At 54.8% G+C, this 19,700-nt stretch carries 24 protein-coding genes and 1 pseudogene; 2 read left to right on the top strand and 23 right to left on the bottom strand.

Annotation, left to right across the window (positions count from 1 at the left end):
- Window positions 1–4 precede the first annotated feature (4 nt).
- The 3 genes from DYI20_RS02845 to DYI20_RS02835 all read right to left on the bottom strand — a co-directional run bounded on the left by DYI20_RS02845 (window position 5) and on the right by DYI20_RS02835 (window position 4,791).
- Entirely contained in the window at window positions 5–3,952 is a 3,948-nt protein-coding gene (locus tag DYI20_RS02845; protein ID WP_122548825.1) for an aggregation-promoting factor C-terminal-like domain-containing protein, read from the bottom strand.
- Window positions 3,953–3,991: 39 nt separating this feature from the next.
- On the bottom strand, window positions 3,992–4,360 hold the full coding sequence (locus tag DYI20_RS02840) for a hypothetical protein (RefSeq protein ID WP_122548824.1): 369 nt from the start codon (window positions 4,358–4,360) through the stop codon (window positions 3,992–3,994).
- Window positions 4,361–4,422: 62 nt separating this feature from the next.
- Complete coding sequence (locus tag DYI20_RS02835) at window positions 4,423–4,791, bottom strand: hypothetical protein (protein WP_122548823.1); 369 nt, start codon at window positions 4,789–4,791, stop codon at window positions 4,423–4,425.
- A 25-nt stretch (window positions 4,792–4,816) separates the two neighbouring features.
- Here DYI20_RS02835 and DYI20_RS02830 point away from each other — a divergent pair, with 25 nt between their 5' ends.
- A complete protein-coding gene (locus DYI20_RS02830; protein WP_122548822.1) occupies window positions 4,817–5,200 on the top strand; it encodes a PH domain-containing protein in 384 nt (127 codons plus the stop codon).
- Here DYI20_RS02830 and DYI20_RS12265 read toward each other — a convergent pair.
- The 15 genes from DYI20_RS12265 to DYI20_RS02755 form a co-directional block, all read right to left on the bottom strand.
- Entirely contained in the window at window positions 5,197–5,370 is a 174-nt protein-coding gene (locus DYI20_RS12265; protein ID WP_166769916.1) for a hypothetical protein, read from the bottom strand. The genes DYI20_RS02830 and DYI20_RS12265 overlap by 4 nt on opposite strands.
- Window positions 5,371–5,455: 85 nt before the next feature.
- Entirely contained in the window at window positions 5,456–5,692 is a 237-nt protein-coding gene (locus DYI20_RS02825; RefSeq protein ID WP_122548821.1) for a hypothetical protein, read from the bottom strand.
- Window positions 5,693–5,770: 78 nt separating this feature from the next.
- Window positions 5,771–6,460 carry a hypothetical protein gene (locus tag DYI20_RS02820; protein ID WP_122548820.1) on the bottom strand — a complete coding sequence of 230 codons (690 nt, stop codon included), beginning with the start codon at window positions 6,458–6,460 and terminating at the stop codon, window positions 5,771–5,773.
- Between the two features lie 15 nt (window positions 6,461–6,475).
- Entirely contained in the window at window positions 6,476–6,898 is a 423-nt protein-coding gene (locus tag DYI20_RS02815) for a hypothetical protein (protein ID WP_122548819.1), read from the bottom strand.
- Between the two features lie 276 nt (window positions 6,899–7,174).
- Window positions 7,175–7,519: a hypothetical protein gene (locus DYI20_RS02805; protein ID WP_122548817.1), complete on the bottom strand. Its 345-nt coding sequence runs from the start codon at window positions 7,517–7,519 to the stop codon at window positions 7,175–7,177.
- Between the two features lie 567 nt (window positions 7,520–8,086).
- Complete coding sequence (locus DYI20_RS02795) at window positions 8,087–9,025, bottom strand: phage major capsid protein (protein WP_122548815.1); 939 nt, start codon at window positions 9,023–9,025, stop codon at window positions 8,087–8,089.
- A gap of 20 nt (window positions 9,026–9,045) precedes the next feature.
- On the bottom strand, window positions 9,046–9,501 hold the full coding sequence (locus tag DYI20_RS02790) for a hypothetical protein (RefSeq protein ID WP_122548814.1): 456 nt from the start codon (window positions 9,499–9,501) through the stop codon (window positions 9,046–9,048).
- A 94-nt stretch (window positions 9,502–9,595) separates the two neighbouring features.
- On the bottom strand, window positions 9,596–10,483 hold the full coding sequence (locus DYI20_RS02785; protein ID WP_147472507.1) for a VG15 protein: 888 nt from the start codon (window positions 10,481–10,483) through the stop codon (window positions 9,596–9,598).
- On the bottom strand, window positions 10,467–11,912 hold the full coding sequence (locus DYI20_RS02780) for a phage portal protein (RefSeq protein ID WP_122548812.1): 1,446 nt from the start codon (window positions 11,910–11,912) through the stop codon (window positions 10,467–10,469). The genes DYI20_RS02785 and DYI20_RS02780 overlap by 17 nt, the downstream gene beginning before the upstream one ends.
- The gene (locus tag DYI20_RS02775; protein WP_221040943.1) at window positions 11,909–13,318 is read right to left on the bottom strand and encodes a terminase large subunit domain-containing protein; all 1,410 of its coding nucleotides are present in this window, start codon (window positions 13,316–13,318) and stop codon (window positions 11,909–11,911) included. The genes DYI20_RS02780 and DYI20_RS02775 overlap by 4 nt, the downstream gene beginning before the upstream one ends.
- 19 nt (window positions 13,319–13,337) lie before the next feature.
- Window positions 13,338–13,652 (bottom strand): hypothetical protein, encoded by a 315-nt coding sequence (locus DYI20_RS02770; RefSeq protein WP_208392247.1) that lies wholly within the window; start codon window positions 13,650–13,652, stop codon window positions 13,338–13,340.
- Window positions 13,653–13,662: 10 nt separating this feature from the next.
- Entirely contained in the window at window positions 13,663–14,631 is a 969-nt protein-coding gene (locus tag DYI20_RS02765; protein WP_122548871.1) for an IS481 family transposase, read from the bottom strand.
- Window positions 14,632–14,912: 281 nt separating this feature from the next.
- Complete coding sequence (locus DYI20_RS12870) at window positions 14,913–15,227, bottom strand: HNH endonuclease (RefSeq protein ID WP_183145584.1); 315 nt, start codon at window positions 15,225–15,227, stop codon at window positions 14,913–14,915.
- Between the two features lie 18 nt (window positions 15,228–15,245).
- The gene (locus DYI20_RS12865) at window positions 15,246–15,401 is read right to left on the bottom strand and encodes a DUF7455 domain-containing protein (RefSeq protein WP_424923554.1); all 156 of its coding nucleotides are present in this window, start codon (window positions 15,399–15,401) and stop codon (window positions 15,246–15,248) included.
- Between the two features lie 126 nt (window positions 15,402–15,527).
- The gene (locus tag DYI20_RS02755; protein ID WP_122548809.1) at window positions 15,528–15,806 is read right to left on the bottom strand and encodes a hypothetical protein; all 279 of its coding nucleotides are present in this window, start codon (window positions 15,804–15,806) and stop codon (window positions 15,528–15,530) included.
- Window positions 15,807–16,042: 236 nt separating this feature from the next.
- Between DYI20_RS02755 and DYI20_RS02750 the strand changes: the two are divergent.
- Window positions 16,043–16,249, top strand: a pseudogene (locus tag DYI20_RS02750) (transposase); the annotation flags it as partial.
- 179 nt (window positions 16,250–16,428) lie between these two features.
- Here DYI20_RS02750 and DYI20_RS02745 read toward each other — a convergent pair.
- From DYI20_RS02745 to DYI20_RS02725, 5 genes are all read right to left on the bottom strand, one after another.
- Entirely contained in the window at window positions 16,429–17,052 is a 624-nt protein-coding gene (locus tag DYI20_RS02745) for a DUF7341 domain-containing protein (RefSeq protein WP_122548808.1), read from the bottom strand.
- 116 nt (window positions 17,053–17,168) lie between these two features.
- A complete protein-coding gene (locus DYI20_RS02740) occupies window positions 17,169–17,480 on the bottom strand; it encodes a hypothetical protein (protein WP_122548807.1) in 312 nt (103 codons plus the stop codon).
- Window positions 17,480–18,751, bottom strand: coding sequence for a replicative DNA helicase (locus DYI20_RS02735; protein ID WP_122548806.1), 1,272 nt, complete (start codon window positions 18,749–18,751; stop codon window positions 17,480–17,482). The genes DYI20_RS02740 and DYI20_RS02735 overlap by 1 nt, the downstream gene beginning before the upstream one ends.
- A complete protein-coding gene (locus tag DYI20_RS02730; RefSeq protein ID WP_122548805.1) occupies window positions 18,709–19,455 on the bottom strand; it encodes a hypothetical protein in 747 nt (248 codons plus the stop codon). Before DYI20_RS02730 ends, DYI20_RS02735 begins: the two co-directional genes overlap by 43 nt.
- Window positions 19,448–19,648, bottom strand: a complete 201-nt coding sequence (locus tag DYI20_RS02725; RefSeq protein WP_122548804.1) for a hypothetical protein — start codon at window positions 19,646–19,648, stop codon at window positions 19,448–19,450. Before DYI20_RS02725 ends, DYI20_RS02730 begins: the two co-directional genes overlap by 8 nt.
- Between the last annotated feature and the right edge of the window lie 52 nt (window positions 19,649–19,700).

Genomic DNA, 19,700 nt, shown 5'->3' with positions numbered 1-19,700 from the left:
CTCCCTAGAATGGCACAGCCAACGAAGCTTTACGACGAGCTTCCTTATGAACTTCCTGCGCAAACTCGGCAGGCGACTGAGTCAACACATCACCATAGAAATTCATGGTCGAACCATGCTGAGCACCACGACGGGACTGCAAAGCACGCTCCAAATCATGCAAATTCCGCTGATTCATCACATACTCATTCCGGCCAGTGTTATTCAGCACCATCGACAAACCAGGAGGAAGAACACCACCCTGATCACGCAAGATCGGTTTCGGGTCAACCAAACCACCAGTATCATAATGGTTATGCCGTTTGTGGAAGTTCAACGCTGAAACAGGGCTACCATAACGGCCCTTAATGTAATTCAAACCCCAATTAGCCTGACCAGCCGCAGTAGACTCAACCGGACCGTGCAAGGATGTCATCTTCTGGAACAACCCCCTCGCACTTGAGGACGGGTTCGCGGCGTTCGGGTTCCACGACGATTCACGCTGAATCAAATCCGACAAAGCGGACCACTGCTGACCGGTGTGCCAGCCGAACCGTTTGGCAACGTCCCTGACCTGATCCACAACAGAACCAGATGGTTCAGCGTCACCGCCCTCATTGTCACCAGAGGAAAGACCGATTTTGCTTTTCGCCCATTCCAGCATGGAATCAAACGCCTGTTTGGCCAGACCGATTGACGCGTCCAAAATGTATTCCGCGTGAGGGAACTTATCGGTTATCCATTTGGTGATTTTCTTGCCAAGCGCTTTGAATGGTGCTAACGGGTCAAACCAGTCAAACCAGCCGCCGCCGCCGTCGTCGTCACCTTCGGGGATTCCACCCATGTGTTTCAGCGGATCAACAGGTTTCCCACCAGACCAGGTTTCAAAGTGCAAGTGAGGGCCAGTACTGTTACCGGTGTTACCTGATAACGCAATAGTCTGGCCTTTAGAAACGTCATCACCTGCGGCTACTTTAGCTTTCTGCAAGTGGCCGTAATACGTGTTCCTGTTTCCTGGGTGGTTCAACAGAACGCCGATCCCGGTACGGCCTGTGACGATGTTCCACCCTGTGCGTGCCACCGTGCCAGCCAGCGCGGCCCGAACAGGTGTCCCAGTTGGGACGGCCCAGTCAACACCCGAGTGGTGGCCACCCCACCGTGGACCAAACTTCGACGTGACAGGACCATTCACAGGTTTAACGAGCCCGCCAGACGCGTACCCTTCAAGGTCCCCGTGCTCGTTGATGTGCGACAACAGGCCAGGGTGCAAACGTTCAAACCGGCGACGCGACGACTTGCGGATCACGAACTCATCGGCGTGAACAACACCAGCAGGCTGGAACTTGCCACCAGGACCAGTCCAACCACCGGTCGCGTACTCGTTAATCCAACCCGGCTCCGGAATGTCCGGAATGTTAACCCCAGGAACCTTATTCAGTGCGTTGATCAGGCCGTCGTTGAAGACATCCTGGATGACGAACTTAATCGGTTTAGCCGCGATCCCTTTCAGCCGGTCCCACTGCTTTTGGATGTTCTCCACGGCTGTTTTGAACCGGGATTTAAGGTTCTCCATCTTGTCCCCAAACCAGTCAATAACCGGTTTGATGCCATTGTGGTAAACGTCGGACATGAGGCCTGACATTGACGACCATTTGTCACCGATCCACGTGAAAACCGGGGACAGTACAGCGTTCCATAACCAGAAAGCGATGTCAGCAAGATAATCCCACGTCGGCTTCAAAACATTCTGCCAAGCCCAAACCATGCTGTCGACCATGGATTGCCAGTGGTTACCAATCCACGAGAACACGGGCGACAAGACAGCGTTCCATAACCAGAAAGCGATGTCGGCAAGATAATCCCACGTCGGCTTCAAAACATTCTGCCAAGCCCAAACCATGCTGTCGACCATGGATTGCCAGTGGTTACCAATCCACGAGAACACGGGGGACAAAACACTGTTCCACAACCATTGAGCGATAGTGGCCAGATAATCCCAAGCGGGTTTTAGAATATTCTGCCACGCCAACGACATCCCGGTAACCATCACAGACCACTTGTCACCGATCCATGAGAACACGGGCGACAAAACATTATTCCACAACCATTGAGCAACAAAAGCAACAGCATCGAAAACGGGTTTCCAAACAGTTTCCCAATAAAATTGAAGCGCGAGAACCACGTACTGCCACTTATCAGCAATCCACGAAAACACTGGGCTGAGAATGTTTTCCCACAACCAAGTAGCGACCGCAGCGACCGCGTCCCAGACCGGTTTAAGTATGTACTCCCAAGCGGCCTGCATTGTCGTGGACATGACTTGCCAGTACGTCCAGATCGCCGTAAAAACCACGAAGACCACGGCATCCCACAGCCACTGCAAAACGGTTGCTACCGCATCCCACACTGGCTTCAGAACGTTTTCCCAGGCAGCTTGAATGAATCCGACCGTTGCATTCCAGGCGTCAGCAATCCACGAGGTGACTGGCTGGATGACTGATTCCCAGAGCCACGAGAAAGCGGAGCCGATACCGTCTACCGTGGTGCCGATCCCGCCGCTGATGGCAGTGAAAACCTCACCGAGCCACTGCCAGGCCGCAACAATCCAATCGACAACCGGTGAGATCACAGACTCCCACAACCATGTGAACGCATCACCCATCCAAGTGATGACCGGCTGCACCACGGTCTCCCATAACCAGGTCAAAGCAGTGCCTAGTGCCTCAGTGAAGGTCGCCCAGAGTTTGCGACCTATCTCGGTTTGTGTGAAAAACCAGGTCAAACCAGCAACCAGGGCGGCTATACCAGAGATCACCAACCCGACAGGGTTTGCTTTCATGACTGTGTTGAGCGCACCGAATGAAGTTTTGACCGAATCAATCGCGGACTTGACTCCAAGCACGCCAAGGAACGTTGTGATGAACGTTCCGACCGCGAGCGTGAGTGGGATGATCCACTCGCGGTTCTGTACAATCCATTTCCCAATATCCATGAGCGCGCCAACAACATTGCTAGCGATTGGGAGGAACGTAGTTTGGAACCAGTTCGCCAATCCTGCCACCGCGTCTGCGATGATCGGCTCCATGGACTTAGCCCAATCCTCAACCGGCTCCAAAGCTTCCATAGCCCAGTTCAGGAATGCTTTACCGGCCTCGTACAATGGGCCAAGCAGTGACGCGCCAATGCGACCCAGAGACGCAATAGTGTTCTTCCAAGCGCCAAGAAACGTATCCCCGGATTCCTGGGCGGCCCCGCCAACACCAGTCTCCATGGCTGCGGCAAAGTCCTCAAAGCTGACTTTTCCCTCCGACACCATGTCGGACACTTCCGCAGCCGTCACATTATAATGGTCAGCAAGCAAGTCCAAGATAGGGATTTGCCGCTCAAGCATCTGATTGACAATCTGGCCGTCAATCTTGCCCTTCGCCGCAGCTTTACCCCAGATGAGGCCCATATCATTCAGGTCAGTGCCTGCAACCGTGGCAGCGTCGCCCACCAACGTCAGCACACGCTCTAGATCTTCACCAGGCTGAATACCAGCAGCGACCATCGTGGCAGCCAGGGATGCAGCCTCACCCATGCCAAAGGCTGTGCCTTTGACCGCGTTGAGTGCGTTGTCCATGATGGCTTCGACTTCTTCACCACTATGACCAAGACCTTTAAGCTTTGCGCGGGCTTCTTCGATGTCCTGAAGGCGTTGGAATCCTTTGGCGAGCGCTGTTGCGACAACACCAGCACCCACAGCGACCGTGCCCGCAGCCCCCACCTTGAGCGCCTTACCGAGACCAGAAATGACCTTGTCGCCAATTCGTTTCCCGGGATCAGCGGCTCCCACGCCTTTTTCTAGAGGCTTGACGAAGCCCCTCCCAATAGCTGACTGCAAGCCAGAGAAAGTAGGCGTGACAAGTACCTGGGCGTTACCGATAACCGAAATTTGGATCACCCTACCTTCTGGGAACAAAAAAGGAGCCATACAGAATGTGACTCCCGACGTGATGAAGTGGCCCGCTAATCAGCTGCTAAAGAACGCCTTCAGGTCCTCATAGTCAGTCTTCTTAGCGCGCGACTGGGCCTCCCTGACCAGCGGCATACTCGTCTCAGGGGGCATCTCAATAGGCTTTTTCGACTGCGCTGCAAGACGATTCGCAATGCGCAGCTCAATCAGCAGGTCATTGATCGCAGACAAAAGCGGCGTGTCCTCAGAAATACGTGTCGTACGCTTCTGATCAGACTCTTTGAATAATCCCTGCTCCGCCATCGCATCGACTTCTTCAGGATCATTCATGATCGCCTCGTTCGTCAGCGAATACGACGGCAACATGTAGAAAAAGTCCAGGACGGCTTGATACCGGTTCTCGGCAACCAGCAGTGCTAAGTCCACCCCGTACTTCGACGCGAAATCTGCGCGAAGCTGCGGGGTGTACTTAGCTACCAGTTGTCCGACTACTTGTCTTTTGGGTCATCCGCCCCATGCTGATTATTGAAATACTGTCCAGCTTGCGCAGAAATCTGTGCACGTTCAACAATCGTGGTTTTGGCCTTGAGCTTCTCGTAAACCTCTTCGCCAATCCACTCTTCAAAGAGCTGATCATTTGCTAAGACAAGCTCCTTGTACGAATCAGCAGTGTTGCCATGTGCCTTGTCCATCAGATCCATCATGCGCAAGTACCGCTCATCATCAAAGTAGTTGAAGTCCTCAAAAATGAGTTCCAAGTCTTTGTCAACGGTGAACGTAAACGCTTTCGCGGGCTTGTGCTCCTTGCGCAGCGCGGCGAGAGATTTGATAGGTTTTGTCTGGTCAGACTTTGCCATGGTGGCCTCCTGATAATGTGGGGATATGCTATTTAAGACAAAAAAGGTCGCCTTACGTGACGACTTACAAAACGTGTTGGATACAAACAAGATCAAACGGAACACCAAGAATAAGGCGCTTCTGAATGATCTGCTTAAAGACGCTGAGACGGTCGAGTACGCGCTGACATGCCGCAAGGGAAAAAGGTTCGGCGTCATGGTGACAACCGATCAACGCCTACTATGGGTTTCCACGATCGCTGGAATGCCAGACGTGTACACGATCGACCGCTCAGAAATAACCGGGCTAGATAGTTCCACAAACTCTGCGAATCTCACAACGTTTACGATTAATCAGGCCGGTCAGAAAACAGTGTTCGATTATGGTCAGAAGAAAGCTGTGGTTGAGCTAGTGAAGCAGCTCAGTTAGTCTTTCTTCTCCTTCTTCTGTGACTGCCCGGTAGCAGGTTTTGTCTTCTGCTCGGACCAGCCATGCAGTTTCAGGTTGTTATATTCGGCTTTCGTGCCAGGCTTGGTGGTTACCGTACCGAGCTGGTCATCCTTTTTGGTCAAGATCACGCCGGGTTTGAAATTCGACATTGTGTCTCCTCAAACTATTTGGTGGGGGGGTGAGGTGGCCGTGGCAATCCCCCGAGGCCACACCACAGCCACCGGTATTGTGAGGCTAGCCTGCTGCGAGGGCTTTGAGTGCTGCGACTTCTTCCTCAGTGAATTGAGGTTCAGCATCCTTGCCAGGCTCGCCCTTGTCACCCTTCGCGCCTTTCGGGCCAGGGGTCAGTTCGATCGCATCAACGTTGGTGCGGACTTCCTTAATCGCGTCGTACACCGCGTTGTGATCCTGAACATGCGTATCCGCGCCCTCGACCGCCTTGGCAGGCAGGTCTACATTCCATTCAGCCATCACAGGCTCCTTTCAAAATGATTAGAAAACAGATCATCCCGTTACCAAGCATTTAGTAGCTTGGAAGGTAACGGGCTGTTATTCCCCCGACTCGTCGCCACCACCAGCAGCAATATCAAAACCCAATGCTTTCGCATGACGAAGCGGCCCAGTGCCAGCAATAATCTCACGCGACGGGATGCCTTCAACCGCATCATCGAGTGCAGTAAAGCTCACCGGCCGGTCCATCGTGACGCCCTTCGCCCACGAATACGCATCACGGGAGGACAGCTGCAACGCGAAATACAGTTTGCCCATAATCCACTGATCCTCAGGCGGACCATCCACGGACAAAACCAGGCCACGGTACTCAGTCAGAATGGGCAACGACGGGTCATCAAAAACCACTTCACCATTCTCTGACATCTCCAGGCCAGAGTAGTCAGCACCCCGGACCACGCCTTCAACAAACTTGTTGTACGATTCCTGCAACGTGACTGAAATGCCACGCTCAGTCTCGCCGGGATCTTCACGCGTGTTCGATGTGTACCCGACAGATGAAGATCCTTCAACCTCAAAACTGTCGTTGAATTCCACACCATCATCAGTCAGCAGACCGACCGGATGGAACCCAATCCTGACAGGATCGATCAGCTCGTTACCGGAACTAAAAAGTGAGGTCGGAACTTCGACAGACTGAGGCGCAAGATACACGATCTGCTTCAGCCCACCATGCCGGCGAAGCTTACGATTATGGCCCTCGGCCATCAACGCTTCAATAGTAGCCATAATATTTTCTCCTTATTAATTGATGGACCGTGACACGGCCACAAGGTCGAACACAAACACGATGCTTGTTAGACCGGGTGATTCTTGTAGGAAGGGTGCCTGCTCAGATTCGATATGATCAAAAAACGCAAGCTCTGGATTCATGATGTTTGGCTCAATCGTGACGCCATCATCTAGCAGTGATGAATGGATGACCTCAGCAATTGACTCAGCAGTCCAGTAGTCATGCCCATACAGTGAGAACCTGGTGCGTTGATTTCGCATACCATTCGCGTCTCGCTTCTGCATGTTGCGACCATGCAAGATCACTTCACCAGAGGCAGGGTCAATCGTGGTTAAAATCAGTGATGTCACCACCTTGTGGCCCAGGATTTCCTGGCCATCGAAATGACCAAGAAACGAAGCCACGAAATTCGGGAATACCATCGGGTCAGTCATTTCTGAGACACCTGCCTCATAGCTGACAACAGGGCCGCTGTCGTCGTGCCTGGATACCATTGCCCCTCGACAACAGCGCCATTACGCGGTTCGTTTTCCCACCCCGCATACAGGCCGACACCTCGCGCCGCGTATTTCCCTTTCGGGTCCAACGCATTCGCAGCAGACACCAACCTTGACGCGCCCAGTCCAGCAGCCTTAGACGCCACCTTTGAAACACCAAGAGCACGCATACCAGCCGGTTTCGACTCGTAATACACATTCTTTGTTCTCTTGCTATACCCCCTCGCCATGCTGATTCACCCGCCTGAGTATCGTCTCAGTACCAAACGGCCACTGATTCGACGGCGCCTGAACCTCCCACCTGCCAGCATTCATCAGACCATCACCAACGATGATCAAATCGTTCTGCTGAAACATTTGGGTTTCGTGGTACAAGGCCGCATCAGAATCAGACCATGCGCCATACTGGTCTTCGTTATTCATCGACTTCGGGCCCAAAAGGCAGTTAGTCACTTCAAACTCTTCGACCGGCAACGGCCTACCAAACCGGTCGAGCCCACCGCCGCCACGCTCAACTTTGACCGTGATGAACCAGGATCTCGGGAAAGGCCACACCATTAGTCATCACCTCTCATAGATCGGTTCGCCCGCAATATCAGCCCCACAGGAACAACGGGTGGCCCCAAACATCAACGAGCACCAAGGCCGATGTTGTTCTAACCCTGCTACCTGGCCTGTGACTTGGACACTGAACGCTTTCTGCTGTCCGTCACCCAGTGATCGTTTCTCATTCTTTGTCAGATAGAAGTCTCCGTGCGGATTCGCAGGTGACCCTCCCATGCTGAATGGGCCAGTGCCAACGCTGAATTGAGAGAAACCAGAAAGGTCAGCCGTAGACGCTTCCATTGAGCGACGAACCACGGCGCACACCACACGACGGCGCGTGGACTCTTTCGCGTCAGCAGACGATGGAACCATGTCCAGAATGAACTGCGACGCATCCTCTAGCAGAGTCGCTGCGTGATCCTCCGAACCAGCGGGCATGTCCGGCCAGCGGGCCTTGAGCTCTTTTACCGTTGCGAATGGAAACGGTTTAACCGTGTCAGCCATGACCGGACCTCCCAACTAGTTGTTGTCTGACCAGCCCGTTATCAAGCAGCTAGTAGCTTGGAAGATAACGGGCCGTCATTCCCCCGAATCGCCACCGCCGGTCTCAATGACCGCGAACCGGTCAGTGAACACGTACCAGCCGTAGACGATCTCAAGACGCAGTGCGATCTGGTTCTTGCGTTTCAAGTCGCCTTGACCATCAGGGTCACCGAAACGAATCAGCTCAACTGGAAGGTCCCGCTGGACACCCCAACGAATACCGGACTGGAAATCACCAACAATGCCACGAACACCTGTATCAGCCGCTTCAGGGGTACCAGAGACGGTGTTTCCCTGAGCGGTGTTGACGCCCATGAATGAGGTGATGTCGGTGCCGAATCCAAGATTCGGGTACCGCTGGATACCAGACGGGTCACCATTGGCGAGCTTGGTCTGCAGGTTCGACAGCTCCCAAGAGAACCGTGGATCAACCGCGAAACCATTCACACCCCAGGAAGTGTCCTGCTGCAGCAACAACCCAACGGCCTCACGGACAACCTGGTCCGCCTCAACAGTGCCGTCATAGGTGACACGCTTATCGGTAGCGTCCAGGTAGTTATCCCATCCGGTGATGGTATTACCAGTCAGCGGGTTAATACGGTGAATCAGGCCAAGATCCAGGGCGCGAGCCAGGGAGACCTGACCAGCATTCGCAAGGTCCTGGAAGATGGACAACTGGTGATCCTCAGACGCCCACTGCACTTCCTGGTTGAACCGCATCGTGACCTGAGCCTTACGAGGCTTCGCAGTCACCGAGCTGTACCCGCCAGAAGTAGACGACTTATCGTCACCTTCTTCAACAAATTCCGCTTTCGGGAAGTCATTGAAGATCATGTAATCAGTTTCACCAAAAAGCTGCGGTTCACGACCAGACAGCTGCGCGACAGTGGACAGAGTGCGAGACTCGGTGATCATGCCATCCGCAATATTGCGAGGCATCAGCACCTGAGCATCACTAGTACCGAAAACGGCCATGATAGATGCCTTTCTATAAGTCAGTTACCGAATAGCCCATGAACGGCTTTCCGCTCTTCGCTATCCTCAACGTTGTTTGGTCTTTTCTCCTGGCCGGGAATCACAGGGCCAGTGGATTGCACAAGAGACTTCAGCACTTCCGCGTGAGCTTCCAACTCATCTTTGGTCGTGCCACGCAAAGCATTAGCCGGTACACCAGTCGCTTCAGACACCTCAGCAATCAACTTGGATTGCTCTTCCTTGGCCTCAAACTCGGCTACCCGATCTGCTAATGATTGGTTCTCTGATTCAAGTTCCTGAGCACGCTGGGCAGCGGCCTTCAGATCCTCATAGTCAGCAAACTTGTCTCTCTCTCGTTGCAACCGTTCCTGAACAATCCGGTTCACGTCCTCCTGCGAGAACGTAGACTCAGTCTGCTCTTGGTTTGGTTGCTGTTCTCCCGCTTCTGCGGTGTTCTTCCCAGTGTTTTCAGACAACGCTGATCACACCCTTTCTCCGTAGCTCGTCAGCATTGATAAACCCCGAAATAACGGTCGGGTGCCGTTCACCAGCGGGAGTCCACTGGAAGATCTATTTGATACCGAGTTCGGCGCGCATCGAGGCCAGGATGTCACTGGTCTTATCCGCGGCAGTGTGTTTTTGGCCGTCTTTCACCCAGTGATGCGTCCGCTTCGTCGTGCCGTCTTTCAGCGTGGTCTCTTTCCATGCCAACGACCTGCCCTCGTCTGCGTTCTGAGCGGCATTCTCATACGCTGCGAGATGCTGTTCTTGGATCGCCAAAAGCTCAGCCTGGTTGTCCTGGGTCAGGATCACAACCTCACAACGACAGTAATCGTGGAACTGCTCACCAAGTTTCCGTGATCCACGAGGACGAATCCCTTTCGCCAACCGGTGCGACCCAATAGGCGTACCCCGCCCCACAACGCCAGTAGCCGACCGCTCAGTATAAACAGCACCACGAGACGCCAACATGCTGCAAAATGCACAGCAGCCAGGTTGTGGGACACGCTGCGCGCTATAGAAGTTATCGAGTTGTTGTTCAGCGTTCCCGATCATCGTGTCCGCCGCAGCTTCCGTGAGTATCTTCGTCAACCCGCCCGCAAGACGGGAAAACACCGCATCAGCACCCAGCCGCTCAAACACGTAATCAGCAGCAGACCAATCCACCAACGACCGCCACCGGTTCGGGTCCTCCACGAGCAACGTGTCAGCACGAACCGGTTTCGCCACATCCTGCAACGACATCAGCTCATCAAAAAACTCAGCTGCCACCATCGACGTCGCACCAACATACCGGTCACCCAAATCAGGCATAACATCCCGCAACGCCTCACGCTGCACACGTGGCGACTCCGGCAACACCGACACCATCAACGAGTCCAGGTCATCCATCGCAGCGTCACTAATAACCTTCCGCAACGACGAATACGACCCCAACACGCTAGACGGAATCATCATCAGCATTCACCACGCCCGCTTCAGCAGCAGCACGAGCACGCACAGAACGCGGCTCAAGACTCGATATGCGATTCAAGAACGAACCCACAGTCGCACTACGTCGGTCCGCATTAACCCGCTGAATCTGACCCTCATCAAAGATTTCTTCGAGCAGTACGGTTGAATCAGCAAGTGTCGGAATAGAAGCCAGCTTGACCGCAGCGTCAGCACGAGCAGACATCGAACGGAACTCAGGATCAAGGAATACAGTAGACAACTTGTGCGACTCAGCAGGCGGCTCTGACAAGCCATCACGAACCATCACCGCATACTGAGCAATCTGCTTCACCGCAGACGACAACACGAACTTATTCTGATACTGGACATCAATCAACAAATCGTGCTCATTCGCGCGAATCGCCTCAGCAGACGACGGCTGATCATGAATAATGCCCAACGATGACGGCGGTATGCCCGTCTCCCCGCTAAAAGCCATAGCCACGGTGCGCAACATGTCAGAATGCGGCGTCATCGTGGCCTGCTGCATCTGCTTGATAGTCGGAGCGTTGCCGTCCTCATCACGAGTCAACGCAACAAGCCGGTCCATCGCCAGCTTGAACTTTTTCTGCTCCGAAACATTCCCAAACGCTTCAGGATCGATACCCTCAATCGCCAACTGCGGCGAGCTATATAACTCGGCGTTACCTTCCATCCGGACATAGGCGCGCACAGCCATATCCGTTAGCGACATCACCGGATTCGTAATCCGCGACCGACCAAACGGCTTATTCGTCTGCGGATCATAAGTAACCGGCACCATCAACGCACGGCCAACAGGATTAGCAGACCGCTCAGCAGCCCACTTACCAGAATCGTTGCGCTCACAAATCAGCACAACATCATCCAGGTACACAACAAACCGGGACGGCCCCTTTTCGTCGAGCTCTGAAATCGTGATGCCAGCCTTGATGCGACGGTTCCGGTAATCCCACAACGCCGCAGCAGATTCAGCTTCATGCGACTGAATCTGAACATCCGGCTCACCGGGAGCGCCCCTAGCAACCGTCACGAATGACACGCCATGCTTGTACGCCGAAACAACCGACTGCGAAAACTCCAAACCAAAACTGTTCTGACCCAGAATCTCAGACAACTCAAAAGGGTCATCTTCCCCAGGCAACCTGAGACCATCAAACTGCGAACGGATAGCGGCCTTCCGGACCGCCATATTCGCCCACCCAATATAAAACTTCGCATTCTTCAACTGCGGCGGCAACATCAGATTCAAATCCTTGAATGCCTGCTCAGCATCATAATAAACAGTGCGGACCAAGTTCCGAGACAAACGATCCTGCCACACTCGAATCAGGGCACGAATCGTGTCCATCTCATCATCGGTGACATTCACAATCGACAAGTTAGCGATGTCCCGCACGCTCAAATCGCTCACAACATCACCGCCTTCCTCCCTGGTCTACGCCTGGTCACACGAGCACCCCAGTGCGCTAATGTCACAGCCTCAAATGAAGCCACACTGCCACCATCCGGAGCTTCCCAACCAAAGCCGCCAGCAGTACCAATCTTTCGTTTCAAAGCCGCAACCACCTGGCCATCAAGTGCCTCCTGGCCCGTATGTATCAGGCCACCATCACGAATAGCGGCCTCCATCATCGAATGAGCCGCTGTCACATCATCAGTAGTCGGCGTCAAAATCGTTTTCGCAGAGACACCCTCAGCCCTGAGAGCGTTCACAAGATACCCGACACCAGACTTCCCATCAATCACAATCTGCGCCAAATCCGTATGCCGCTCAACCAGGAAATCAACCAGCCACTGAGTGCCCCCGCTCGTAGACCGCTGATCAATCGCTTCAACCACAAATGGTAACGACTCATCATCCGGTTTCACCGCGCCAGCCACAGCAACCGTCGAACCATCAGGAGTGAACCTGACACCAACAACACGACGACCCTCAGACGCCAACTCAACCTGATCTGACGACCCATGACGTGCTGCCCACACCTCAGACTGAACAGCCTTCTTGCCTAACTGCTCTTCATCCCAAATCCCTAAAGCCTCACGGAGGAAAGACTCAACAGACCCGAGCAACTTCTTGACGCGAAGAATCGCTGTCTCCGTGGTGCGACCAGGGAACGACGGATTAGCTTTCTTCCACTGCTCCCGGTCATCAGGGTTCGCCTTCTTATCAGCAGAGAACTCCACATACAACGTGTCAGTGTCGTCACCAGACAGCGCATCAACACGCCGACTCGTAAACACCTCACCAGGATCACCAGGCCGAGGCGGAGTGCCCATCATCAACACAAGCCCATTCGGAGCCGCGTTCGTCGCAGGAACCATATCTTCCATGGCTTTCTCAGTCAGGATCTGAGCCTCATCAAGCACAAGCACATCGACCTTGGCAAAACCACGACCGAAACCATTCTCACGAGCACCAAACAAAACCCGTGAACCATTCGCAAATTCAACAGCCTCCGTACCAGCCCCGGTCAACACCCGTTTGACATACGCGGCGACACCAGACCGTTTCGACATCGTGTCCATCGATTTGAAAGTCTCCTGGTGCGTCCTAGCCCTGTGAGCAGACCACAACACCAGCATGTCCGGATTCATCGCACACAGTGCAAAAATCAAAACACCAATCGTGTACGTCTTCCCAACCTGACGCGGAATGCTGACCACTGCCCCACCGATACCGCAGGCGTACATCCCATTCTCACGCTTCGCCAGAATCGCCTGACACAACCCCTGCTGCCAACGATCCAACGGTGTCCCCATACGCTCGATCTGTGGACCGAGCAAAGGGAAATCAGACGACACAATTCCGTCCGGCATGATAAGATGCCGAGCTACCTCAGATAGCTTCGGAGTTCCAGATGGTGCTAATGTTCCCATCCTTCACCTCCGCATCCTTAGCCCGCTCAGCTTCTTGCGCCTGCAACTGCTCAATCTCCTTAGAGACCTCCATCATCCGCTTCGACAAAGACGCCAAATCACGCGCCAAAGTCGTATCAGCATCCAAGGTGGCAGCAATCCGACGACGCAGAGCAATCAACTGGTCCAACTGCGAACCAGACTCAGCAGCCTCGTAAATCGTCTTAGGAGCCTCCCTCAACCCGTCAGGCACCGATGCGCCGTCAACGGCTTTCAAAAGCTTCTTATCCGCCATACAGCACCTCCTAAGTGTAATTCCCCGTGAGGTTGTGAACGCGTTGGGCGGGCGTTGAGCCTCCGATGCCGGTGTGGGGTCGGTGGTGATTATAGTAGTGCAACCAGTCAGCATAGGTCTCGGCTCGGGCTTCGTCGCTGTAGTAGGTTTCAGCGTAGGCCCATTCTTGGGCTAGGGTGCGGTTGAAGCGTTCAACTTTGCCATTGGTTTGCGGCCGATAGGGTCTGGTGTACCGGTGTTTGATCTCTGGGCCGAGCGTGTCGTTGAACAGGCGTGAGCGGTAGCAGGAGCCATTATCGGTCATCACCGCGGTGACGGTGATGCCAGCATCGGTGAAGAACGCTTGGGCGCGTTGCCAGAAGGCGGCGGCGGTGTCTTGGCGTTCATTGGGCAGGATCTCGGAATAGGCCAGCCGGGAGTGGTCATCCACCGCGTGATGCAGGTAGGCGTAGCCGCGGCCTGTGTTGCCATACCCGTTGTTCTTGCGTCCAGCTGCCCCGAGTTTCCGGTGGCCGCCACCATCAGGGATCCGGCCGAGTTTTTTGATGTCGACATGCACCAGCTCCCCGGCGGTGGCCTTCTCGTAACGCACTGGCGAAAGTTTGCGCATCGGTAGTCCGGTGGCCTGATCCAACCAGGCCAGTGGTGGCATGTTGTACCGTGCTAACACCCGCCCCACCGTCGATCGAGCGATCCCCAGGTGGTAACTGATCCGATGTGGGCCCCACCGCCGGGTAAACCGAAGCGCAATAATGCGGCGTTCTCGCCGGGGTGACAGTCGGTTGGGACAGCGCCGGGGTCGAGACGAGCGGTCGGTCAACGGGTCTCCGGCCCGATACCGTGTCGCCCATTTCGACGCGGTAGCGGGTGACACTTGGAATCGCTCGGCAGCTCGACGAATCCTCCACCCCTCCTCGACGATGAGCACGGCCAGGCGTCGGCGACCTTCGGGCGTCAGGGGTGCATTAGGGTGGGACATGAAGACCTCCGGATTGATGAGTGTTGTGGTAAACCCCATCTGTACCGGAGGTCTTCTTCCTACCGCGAGTGTTCACAACCTCCCGAGGAACTACACCTAAGCGGTGTCCTGTCGCCCAGGGCCGTGTGGAAAACGCTGAAAATATATCACTATGCCCGGGGCGCTAGATTTGGTGTGACGGGGACCGGGTGCCCCCTGGGCCGGGGCGCGGGCTTCTAACACACCCGAATCCAGAAGGCAACCCAGAACCTATCTTTTTTCGAAAAACTTTCAAAATCTTTTTACCAGTCGAGGGCGGTCTGGTACTCCACTTTTCGTACTGCGATTACCCCGTGTTTCGCGCCGAGTTTGCCGCCTGACCGCTGGTTGCAGTTGCGGCATATGGTCCGCGTGTTTTCGAACGCGTCTGGCCCGCCTTGGCTGTGCGGGATGATGTGGTCTGGTTCGGCGCTGTTTGGTCGTCGACTGTATTCCCAGTCAAGGAACGTTCCGCAGTCTGGACAGTGTGTTAGTCCGTTGTTGAAGTCATGATCGAGTCGCTGTTGCCTGACTCGTCGCCATCGTGCTGTTCCTGTTCGTGATGAGTTTTGTTTCATACTCATCACTTCCTGTGGTCAGCTGTGGTTCTCGGCGTTGAATGTTTTGCCTTGCGCTATGAGCTGCTCGATGACTGTTCGTGCGTGGTGTCCGCAGAGTGTGAGTTGTTTGCCGCTGCGCAGGGTGATGGTTGTGGTGGCTCGTTCTGCTGGGTGGGCGTCACATACGAGCATGGGGTCCCCTTTCGCAGGGTGGGGGTGGCATGCCTGTGGTGGGGTACCACGTCAGGTAGAGGGGGCCTTTTAAATGGGGTGGACCCCGCCCATAAGGAGGGGTCCTGCTGGAAGGGTCGGGTCGTATTAGTTGGTGGGGGCTTCGAAGTCTAAGTCAAACTCTGCCATCTCGACTGGGAGTGCGTCTGTGCCGCCCATATAGCTACTACCTCCGTTGATTCCGAGGCGTGTGAGCTCGTCTGGGAGGCTTGTTTCTTGGGAGATAAGCCATACGTCTTTGATGGCTCCGGGTTCAATATCGTTATCATATTTGTCTACGAGAGCTTCAAGTTCATCGTACTCTTGCATTGCTGCGTCATCTGAGATGTCGATGTCTTCCCATACTGACCAGAGCGGTCCTGACATTGCGTAGTGCCTCATGTCAAACTGAGCGCGAAGGGTAAGTCGTGCCTCACAGATCGTGAGCGCGAGAGGTCGCGTGGCTGCAGTGTCGTGCCTCAGCTAGTTTGAGCGCGAAAACTTGGGTTAGCTGGCTTTGGTGCGGATGCCGGTGGTGCGGCGTTTTTGCCGGGCCTGGTGCTTGCTGTCGAGGTCGGCGGCGATGGTGAGGGTTTTGTCTTTGGCCAGGCTGATCAGCCGGTCTGGGTAGGACGCTGAAGAAAAGGGCGGCAGACATCCTGGCCTACTTCGACCGCCCCGGAACCTCCAACGGACCCACCGAGGCCATCAACGGACGACTCGAACACCTGCGCGGATCCGCCCTGGGCTTCCGGAACCCAACCAACTACATCGCCAGGTCCTTGCTCGAGAGCGGAGGATTCAAGCCCCGTCTACACCCTCGATTGTGAAGAGCCAGTTTAGCCCAGGGTTTTCTCAGGTTGCAGGTTTTGTGCCCGGCCCTTGTGGTTTGCGTATCCGGTGGGGCCGGGCTTAAACAAAAAACCCCCTGACCAAAACGGTCGGGGTTTCTGTGTTGCTCTCGGAAAATCAGACACTTCACCGGGGCACTCACTACTATAGCAGATTTTTATTCGGTTTGCGATGTGTGTGCTGGTGTCCCGTTGATGGGGGCGTCGTGGTTGATGATGCGTGCGAGGTTGGCCATTGATGCTTTGCCTTCCCAGGTGGTTTTGCAGTTGATGCAGGTGGCCCGGTGTTTGTTGAAGGTGAGGCAGCGTTTCCTGATGTTTTCGCCGGCTTCGTGTCTCCAGACGTAGGTTTCGTGGCATTCGGGGCATGGCGCGCTGAGTTCGACGCTTGGTTCGAAGAGTGCTTGGATCTCTCGGACCCATCTGGCTAGGTGCTTGTTGAGGGTGGCTTCGTCGTGTTCGTCGTTGGAGTTCAGTGCGACGGATGCCCATTGCTGGATGCGCCTGTGTAGTGGGGTTCTGGCGAGGTGTGGGCGCCCGTAGCCTGGCCAGTGTTGCAGCGTGGTTTCTGCGATTTCGTGCCAGAGGTCGAGTGCGTTTGTGCTGAGTGGTGCGCTGGTTTGGTTGCCGCCTCTTCCGCGTGATTTGCCGGTGATGGCGTCTTGGAGTTGGGCGAGGTAGGAGTGTACTTCGACGTATTGGCGTGTTCCGTCGTCGTTCTCGATGGTGGTTTTGTGTGTTCTGGTGAGTTGGTGGAGAAGGTCGAGAGTGTCAGTAGTCACTGTTTAGAATCCTCCGTTGGTGTGGTGGCTGTTTCTTCGGCGACTTGGTGGATGAGGTCTACGCAGGCTGGGCTGTGTCAAGGATTGTGGACAGGTCCTCGGTGATTTCCTGTGTGTCAGGCCGCCCCGGGTAGGTCCTCGGCGGCGTCGGCCTGAGCGTCGGCCCAGGTGAAGCAGAGTTCGCCGTAGTAGGTGCTGCCAACGTCGCGGGGGTTCATGTGGTGGTCGCATAGTTTGCATTGCCAATACCAGGTTGAGAATGTTTGCCCAGTGATGGGGTTTGGTCCGCGCCAGATGCGTCGCACTTTGACGATGGGCCGACGTTTATGTTTGAGCAGTCTCATGAATGGTCCTGGCGGGCTGAGTAGGTTGTGGAAGTAGTCGAGTCCTGCCGGGAGTTTCCCGCCGTTGTCGCGAAAAGTGGTCATTAGAATCCTCCATGTGGTTCTCTGAGTTTGCTGTAGTGGCCTGCGAAGTCGAGTGTGAGTCCTCCTGGTGCGCCGTGGCGGTTTTTGGCGACGATCATTTGGAGTTCGTGAGCTTTCCCCTCGTCTACGATGTCGCGGTGGAGGAGCAGTACCACGTCGCTGTCTTGTTCGATCGACCCCGACTCGCGCAAATCGGAGAGTTTCGGCATGCCGTTATTTCTACCTTCAAGTTCACGGTTGAGCTGGCTGAGCATGACCACGGGCACATCGAGTTCCATAGCTAGCAATTTCAGGTTCCGGGACATGTCGGAAACAAACTCCTGCCTGGCCCGCTTGTCGTTCGGCGCTTGCCCCATCAGTTGCAGATAGTCCACCACGACACCGGCCAGAGGGTCACGACGATCCACATTCCTGGCAAACCGGCGTATCTCCCCGATGGTGACCTGCGGCGACTTATTCACCGCGAAAGGCCGCCTGAACTCGTTACGCCATTCCGCGATCTTCCGATAATCGACGTCCGTGAGCTCAGACGGCGACATGAGCCGGTTCATCGGTATCTGCTTCTGATTAGCCAGAATCCGCTTGTTTACGTCATCCTGGGACATCTCAAGACTGAACAGCGCAACACCGCCGTGTTGTGCCATCACTAACCCTAGTTCGATACCCAACACGGATTTGCCGACACCTGGCCTTGAGCCGACCGTGTATACCGCTCCTGGCCTTAGCCCGCCGATGATCCGGTTCAAGGACGGCCACGGGGTCTCAATGAACGTGTCACCCTCCGTGAACGTTGCTACCGTGTCGCCCATCGTTTCCCACACGTACTGAACCGGGCTAGTGATGTTCACGCGGGTCGTGTTGTCGAGTTTTTTTCTCGCCTCATCGATGAGCGCGTCCACGCTACCGGGCTGGCCTGCTAGGTCGATGATCGACCGGCCCACGGTTGCTAGCCTCCTACGGGCCGCGTGCTCAGCGACGATGCCCGCGTAGTAGTTCGCTGAAGCAGGGGATGGTGCGACCTCTACAGCCTTGTGGATCAGCGATGGCTCTACCGGCATGTCACTGTTCGCTAGAGCGTGTATGAGTGTCACCTGGTCTACTGGTTTCCCGTCTTGGACCATTTTCTGCATGACCCGCCAGACTTGTTCCATGACGGGGTGACGGAAGTCTGTCGGGTCAAAGTCCAGTTCGGTGAACGCTCGTCCAGCACTGTTGAGTGTTGCCCCGATCAGGCCGAGTTCTGCTTGTTCCAGTTCATCAGTTTGTGCCATGAGTCATCCCCTGAAGATCTTGAGGGTTGAGGTCGTGCGTTGATCAGCCAGTTACTAAACGCCCGGTTCCAGTCCACGTATTTACGGTCATTGGCTATTGCCCAGTTCTTGAACTTCTCAGCTTCTTCTGCGAGGTTCAGGTTCTTCTCTGCCCCACGCTTCTTGTGAGAGTCGGTAGGTTCCCAGTCGTCTGGGATGCGGGTTTTGCGGGAAGGCTTGGACTGCGCGCCTCTCTCACCTTCACCTTCACCTTCACCTTCACCTTCATCGACGAGTGCACGACGAGCGCCCGACGAGCGGGTGTCTTTACCTTCGTCTTCCGCCTTGCTTGCACGTCGTTTGCTCGGTGAGCGTGCCAGCTTGTCTTTTGGGTAGAACTTCACATCAGGGTCGAACTCACACGCTTCACAGAAAACTAAGAATCTGCGGTCGATCTTCTGATGATGAGGAAGGTTCGGGATCGACAAGTGTCCTTCAATCCGCTTCACCAGCCCGATATTGACTAGCTCATCAACAAGCTCTTTCACGTCGCAGTTATCCATTGGAAGTAACCGGACTTTGAGTTGCACCGGGTTATCTTCGACGTGCCCGTTATCGCACGCTTGAGTCCACATGCCGATGAATAGCCAGCGTGCTAATGGTGAGATTTGCAGGATCTTGTCGTCAGTGAAAGTCTCCGGCTTGATCCCGCGCATCTTAGCCATTGCTGAGTCCTTCCTGCGCTTGGTCTAGGTATCCGAGTAGTTCTGGTCCTTCGTTTGACATTTCGTTTGCGAAGAATGTGGGCATGTCGTCTGGCATTCCCTTGAGTGCTTCTACGAATTTCCTGATGTCTCCAAATGTGGTGTTGTCGTCTAGGTCAACGCTGAGTTTTAGGTTGTACTTTTCGCGGCTCATGTTGGCTCCTCACCGGTAGGTGAGCTGTTTGAGTTGGTGTAGAACACTGGCA

The sequence above is a fragment of the Auritidibacter ignavus genome, from assembly GCF_003703835.1.
Classification (GTDB): Bacteria; Actinomycetota; Actinomycetes; order Actinomycetales; family Micrococcaceae; genus Auritidibacter; species Auritidibacter ignavus.
Note: the sequence above shows the minus strand (reverse complement) of the source record. Positions and strands in the feature narration are given on the sequence as shown.

Coding starts and splice junctions, on each gene's coding strand:
- DYI20_RS02740 (WP_122548807.1), bottom strand. CDS start 17,480: ATGACCACTTTTCGCGACAACGGCGGGAAACTCCCGGCAGGACTCGAC.
- DYI20_RS02785 (WP_147472507.1), bottom strand. CDS start 10,483: ATGATGATTCCGTCTAGCGTGTTGGGGTCGTATTCGTCGTTGCGGAAG.
- DYI20_RS02725 (WP_122548804.1), bottom strand. CDS start 19,648: ATGAGCCGCGAAAAGTACAACCTAAAACTCAGCGTTGACCTAGACGAC.
- DYI20_RS02770 (WP_208392247.1), bottom strand. CDS start 13,652: ATGGCGGATAAGAAGCTTTTGAAAGCCGTTGACGGCGCATCGGTGCCT.
- DYI20_RS12865 (WP_424923554.1), bottom strand. CDS start 15,401: ATGCTCGTATGTGACGCCCACCCAGCAGAACGAGCCACCACAACCATC.
- DYI20_RS12265 (WP_166769916.1), bottom strand. CDS start 5,370: ATGTCGAATTTCAAACCCGGCGTGATCTTGACCAAAAAGGATGACCAG.
- DYI20_RS02735 (WP_122548806.1), bottom strand. CDS start 18,751: ATGGCACAAACTGATGAACTGGAACAAGCAGAACTCGGCCTGATCGGG.
- DYI20_RS02820 (WP_122548820.1), bottom strand. CDS start 6,460: ATGGCTACTATTGAAGCGTTGATGGCCGAGGGCCATAATCGTAAGCTT.
- DYI20_RS02765 (WP_122548871.1), bottom strand. CDS start 14,631: ATGTCCCACCCTAATGCACCCCTGACGCCCGAAGGTCGCCGACGCCTG.
- DYI20_RS12870 (WP_183145584.1), bottom strand. CDS start 15,227: ATGAAACAAAACTCATCACGAACAGGAACAGCACGATGGCGACGAGTC.
- DYI20_RS02755 (WP_122548809.1), bottom strand. CDS start 15,806: ATGTCAGGACCGCTCTGGTCAGTATGGGAAGACATCGACATCTCAGAT.
- DYI20_RS02775 (WP_221040943.1), bottom strand. CDS start 13,318: ATGCCGGACGGAATTGTGTCGTCTGATTTCCCTTTGCTCGGTCCACAG.
- DYI20_RS02830 (WP_122548822.1), top strand. CDS start 4,817: ATGCTATTTAAGACAAAAAAGGTCGCCTTACGTGACGACTTACAAAAC.
- DYI20_RS02805 (WP_122548817.1), bottom strand. CDS start 7,519: ATGGTGTGGCCTTTCCCGAGATCCTGGTTCATCACGGTCAAAGTTGAG.
- DYI20_RS02835 (WP_122548823.1), bottom strand. CDS start 4,791: ATGGCAAAGTCTGACCAGACAAAACCTATCAAATCTCTCGCCGCGCTG.
- DYI20_RS02795 (WP_122548815.1), bottom strand. CDS start 9,025: ATGGCCGTTTTCGGTACTAGTGATGCTCAGGTGCTGATGCCTCGCAAT.
- DYI20_RS02730 (WP_122548805.1), bottom strand. CDS start 19,455: ATGGCTAAGATGCGCGGGATCAAGCCGGAGACTTTCACTGACGACAAG.
- DYI20_RS02825 (WP_122548821.1), bottom strand. CDS start 5,692: ATGGCTGAATGGAATGTAGACCTGCCTGCCAAGGCGGTCGAGGGCGCG.
- DYI20_RS02815 (WP_122548819.1), bottom strand. CDS start 6,898: ATGACTGACCCGATGGTATTCCCGAATTTCGTGGCTTCGTTTCTTGGT.
- DYI20_RS02845 (WP_122548825.1), bottom strand. CDS start 3,952: ATGGCTCCTTTTTTGTTCCCAGAAGGTAGGGTGATCCAAATTTCGGTT.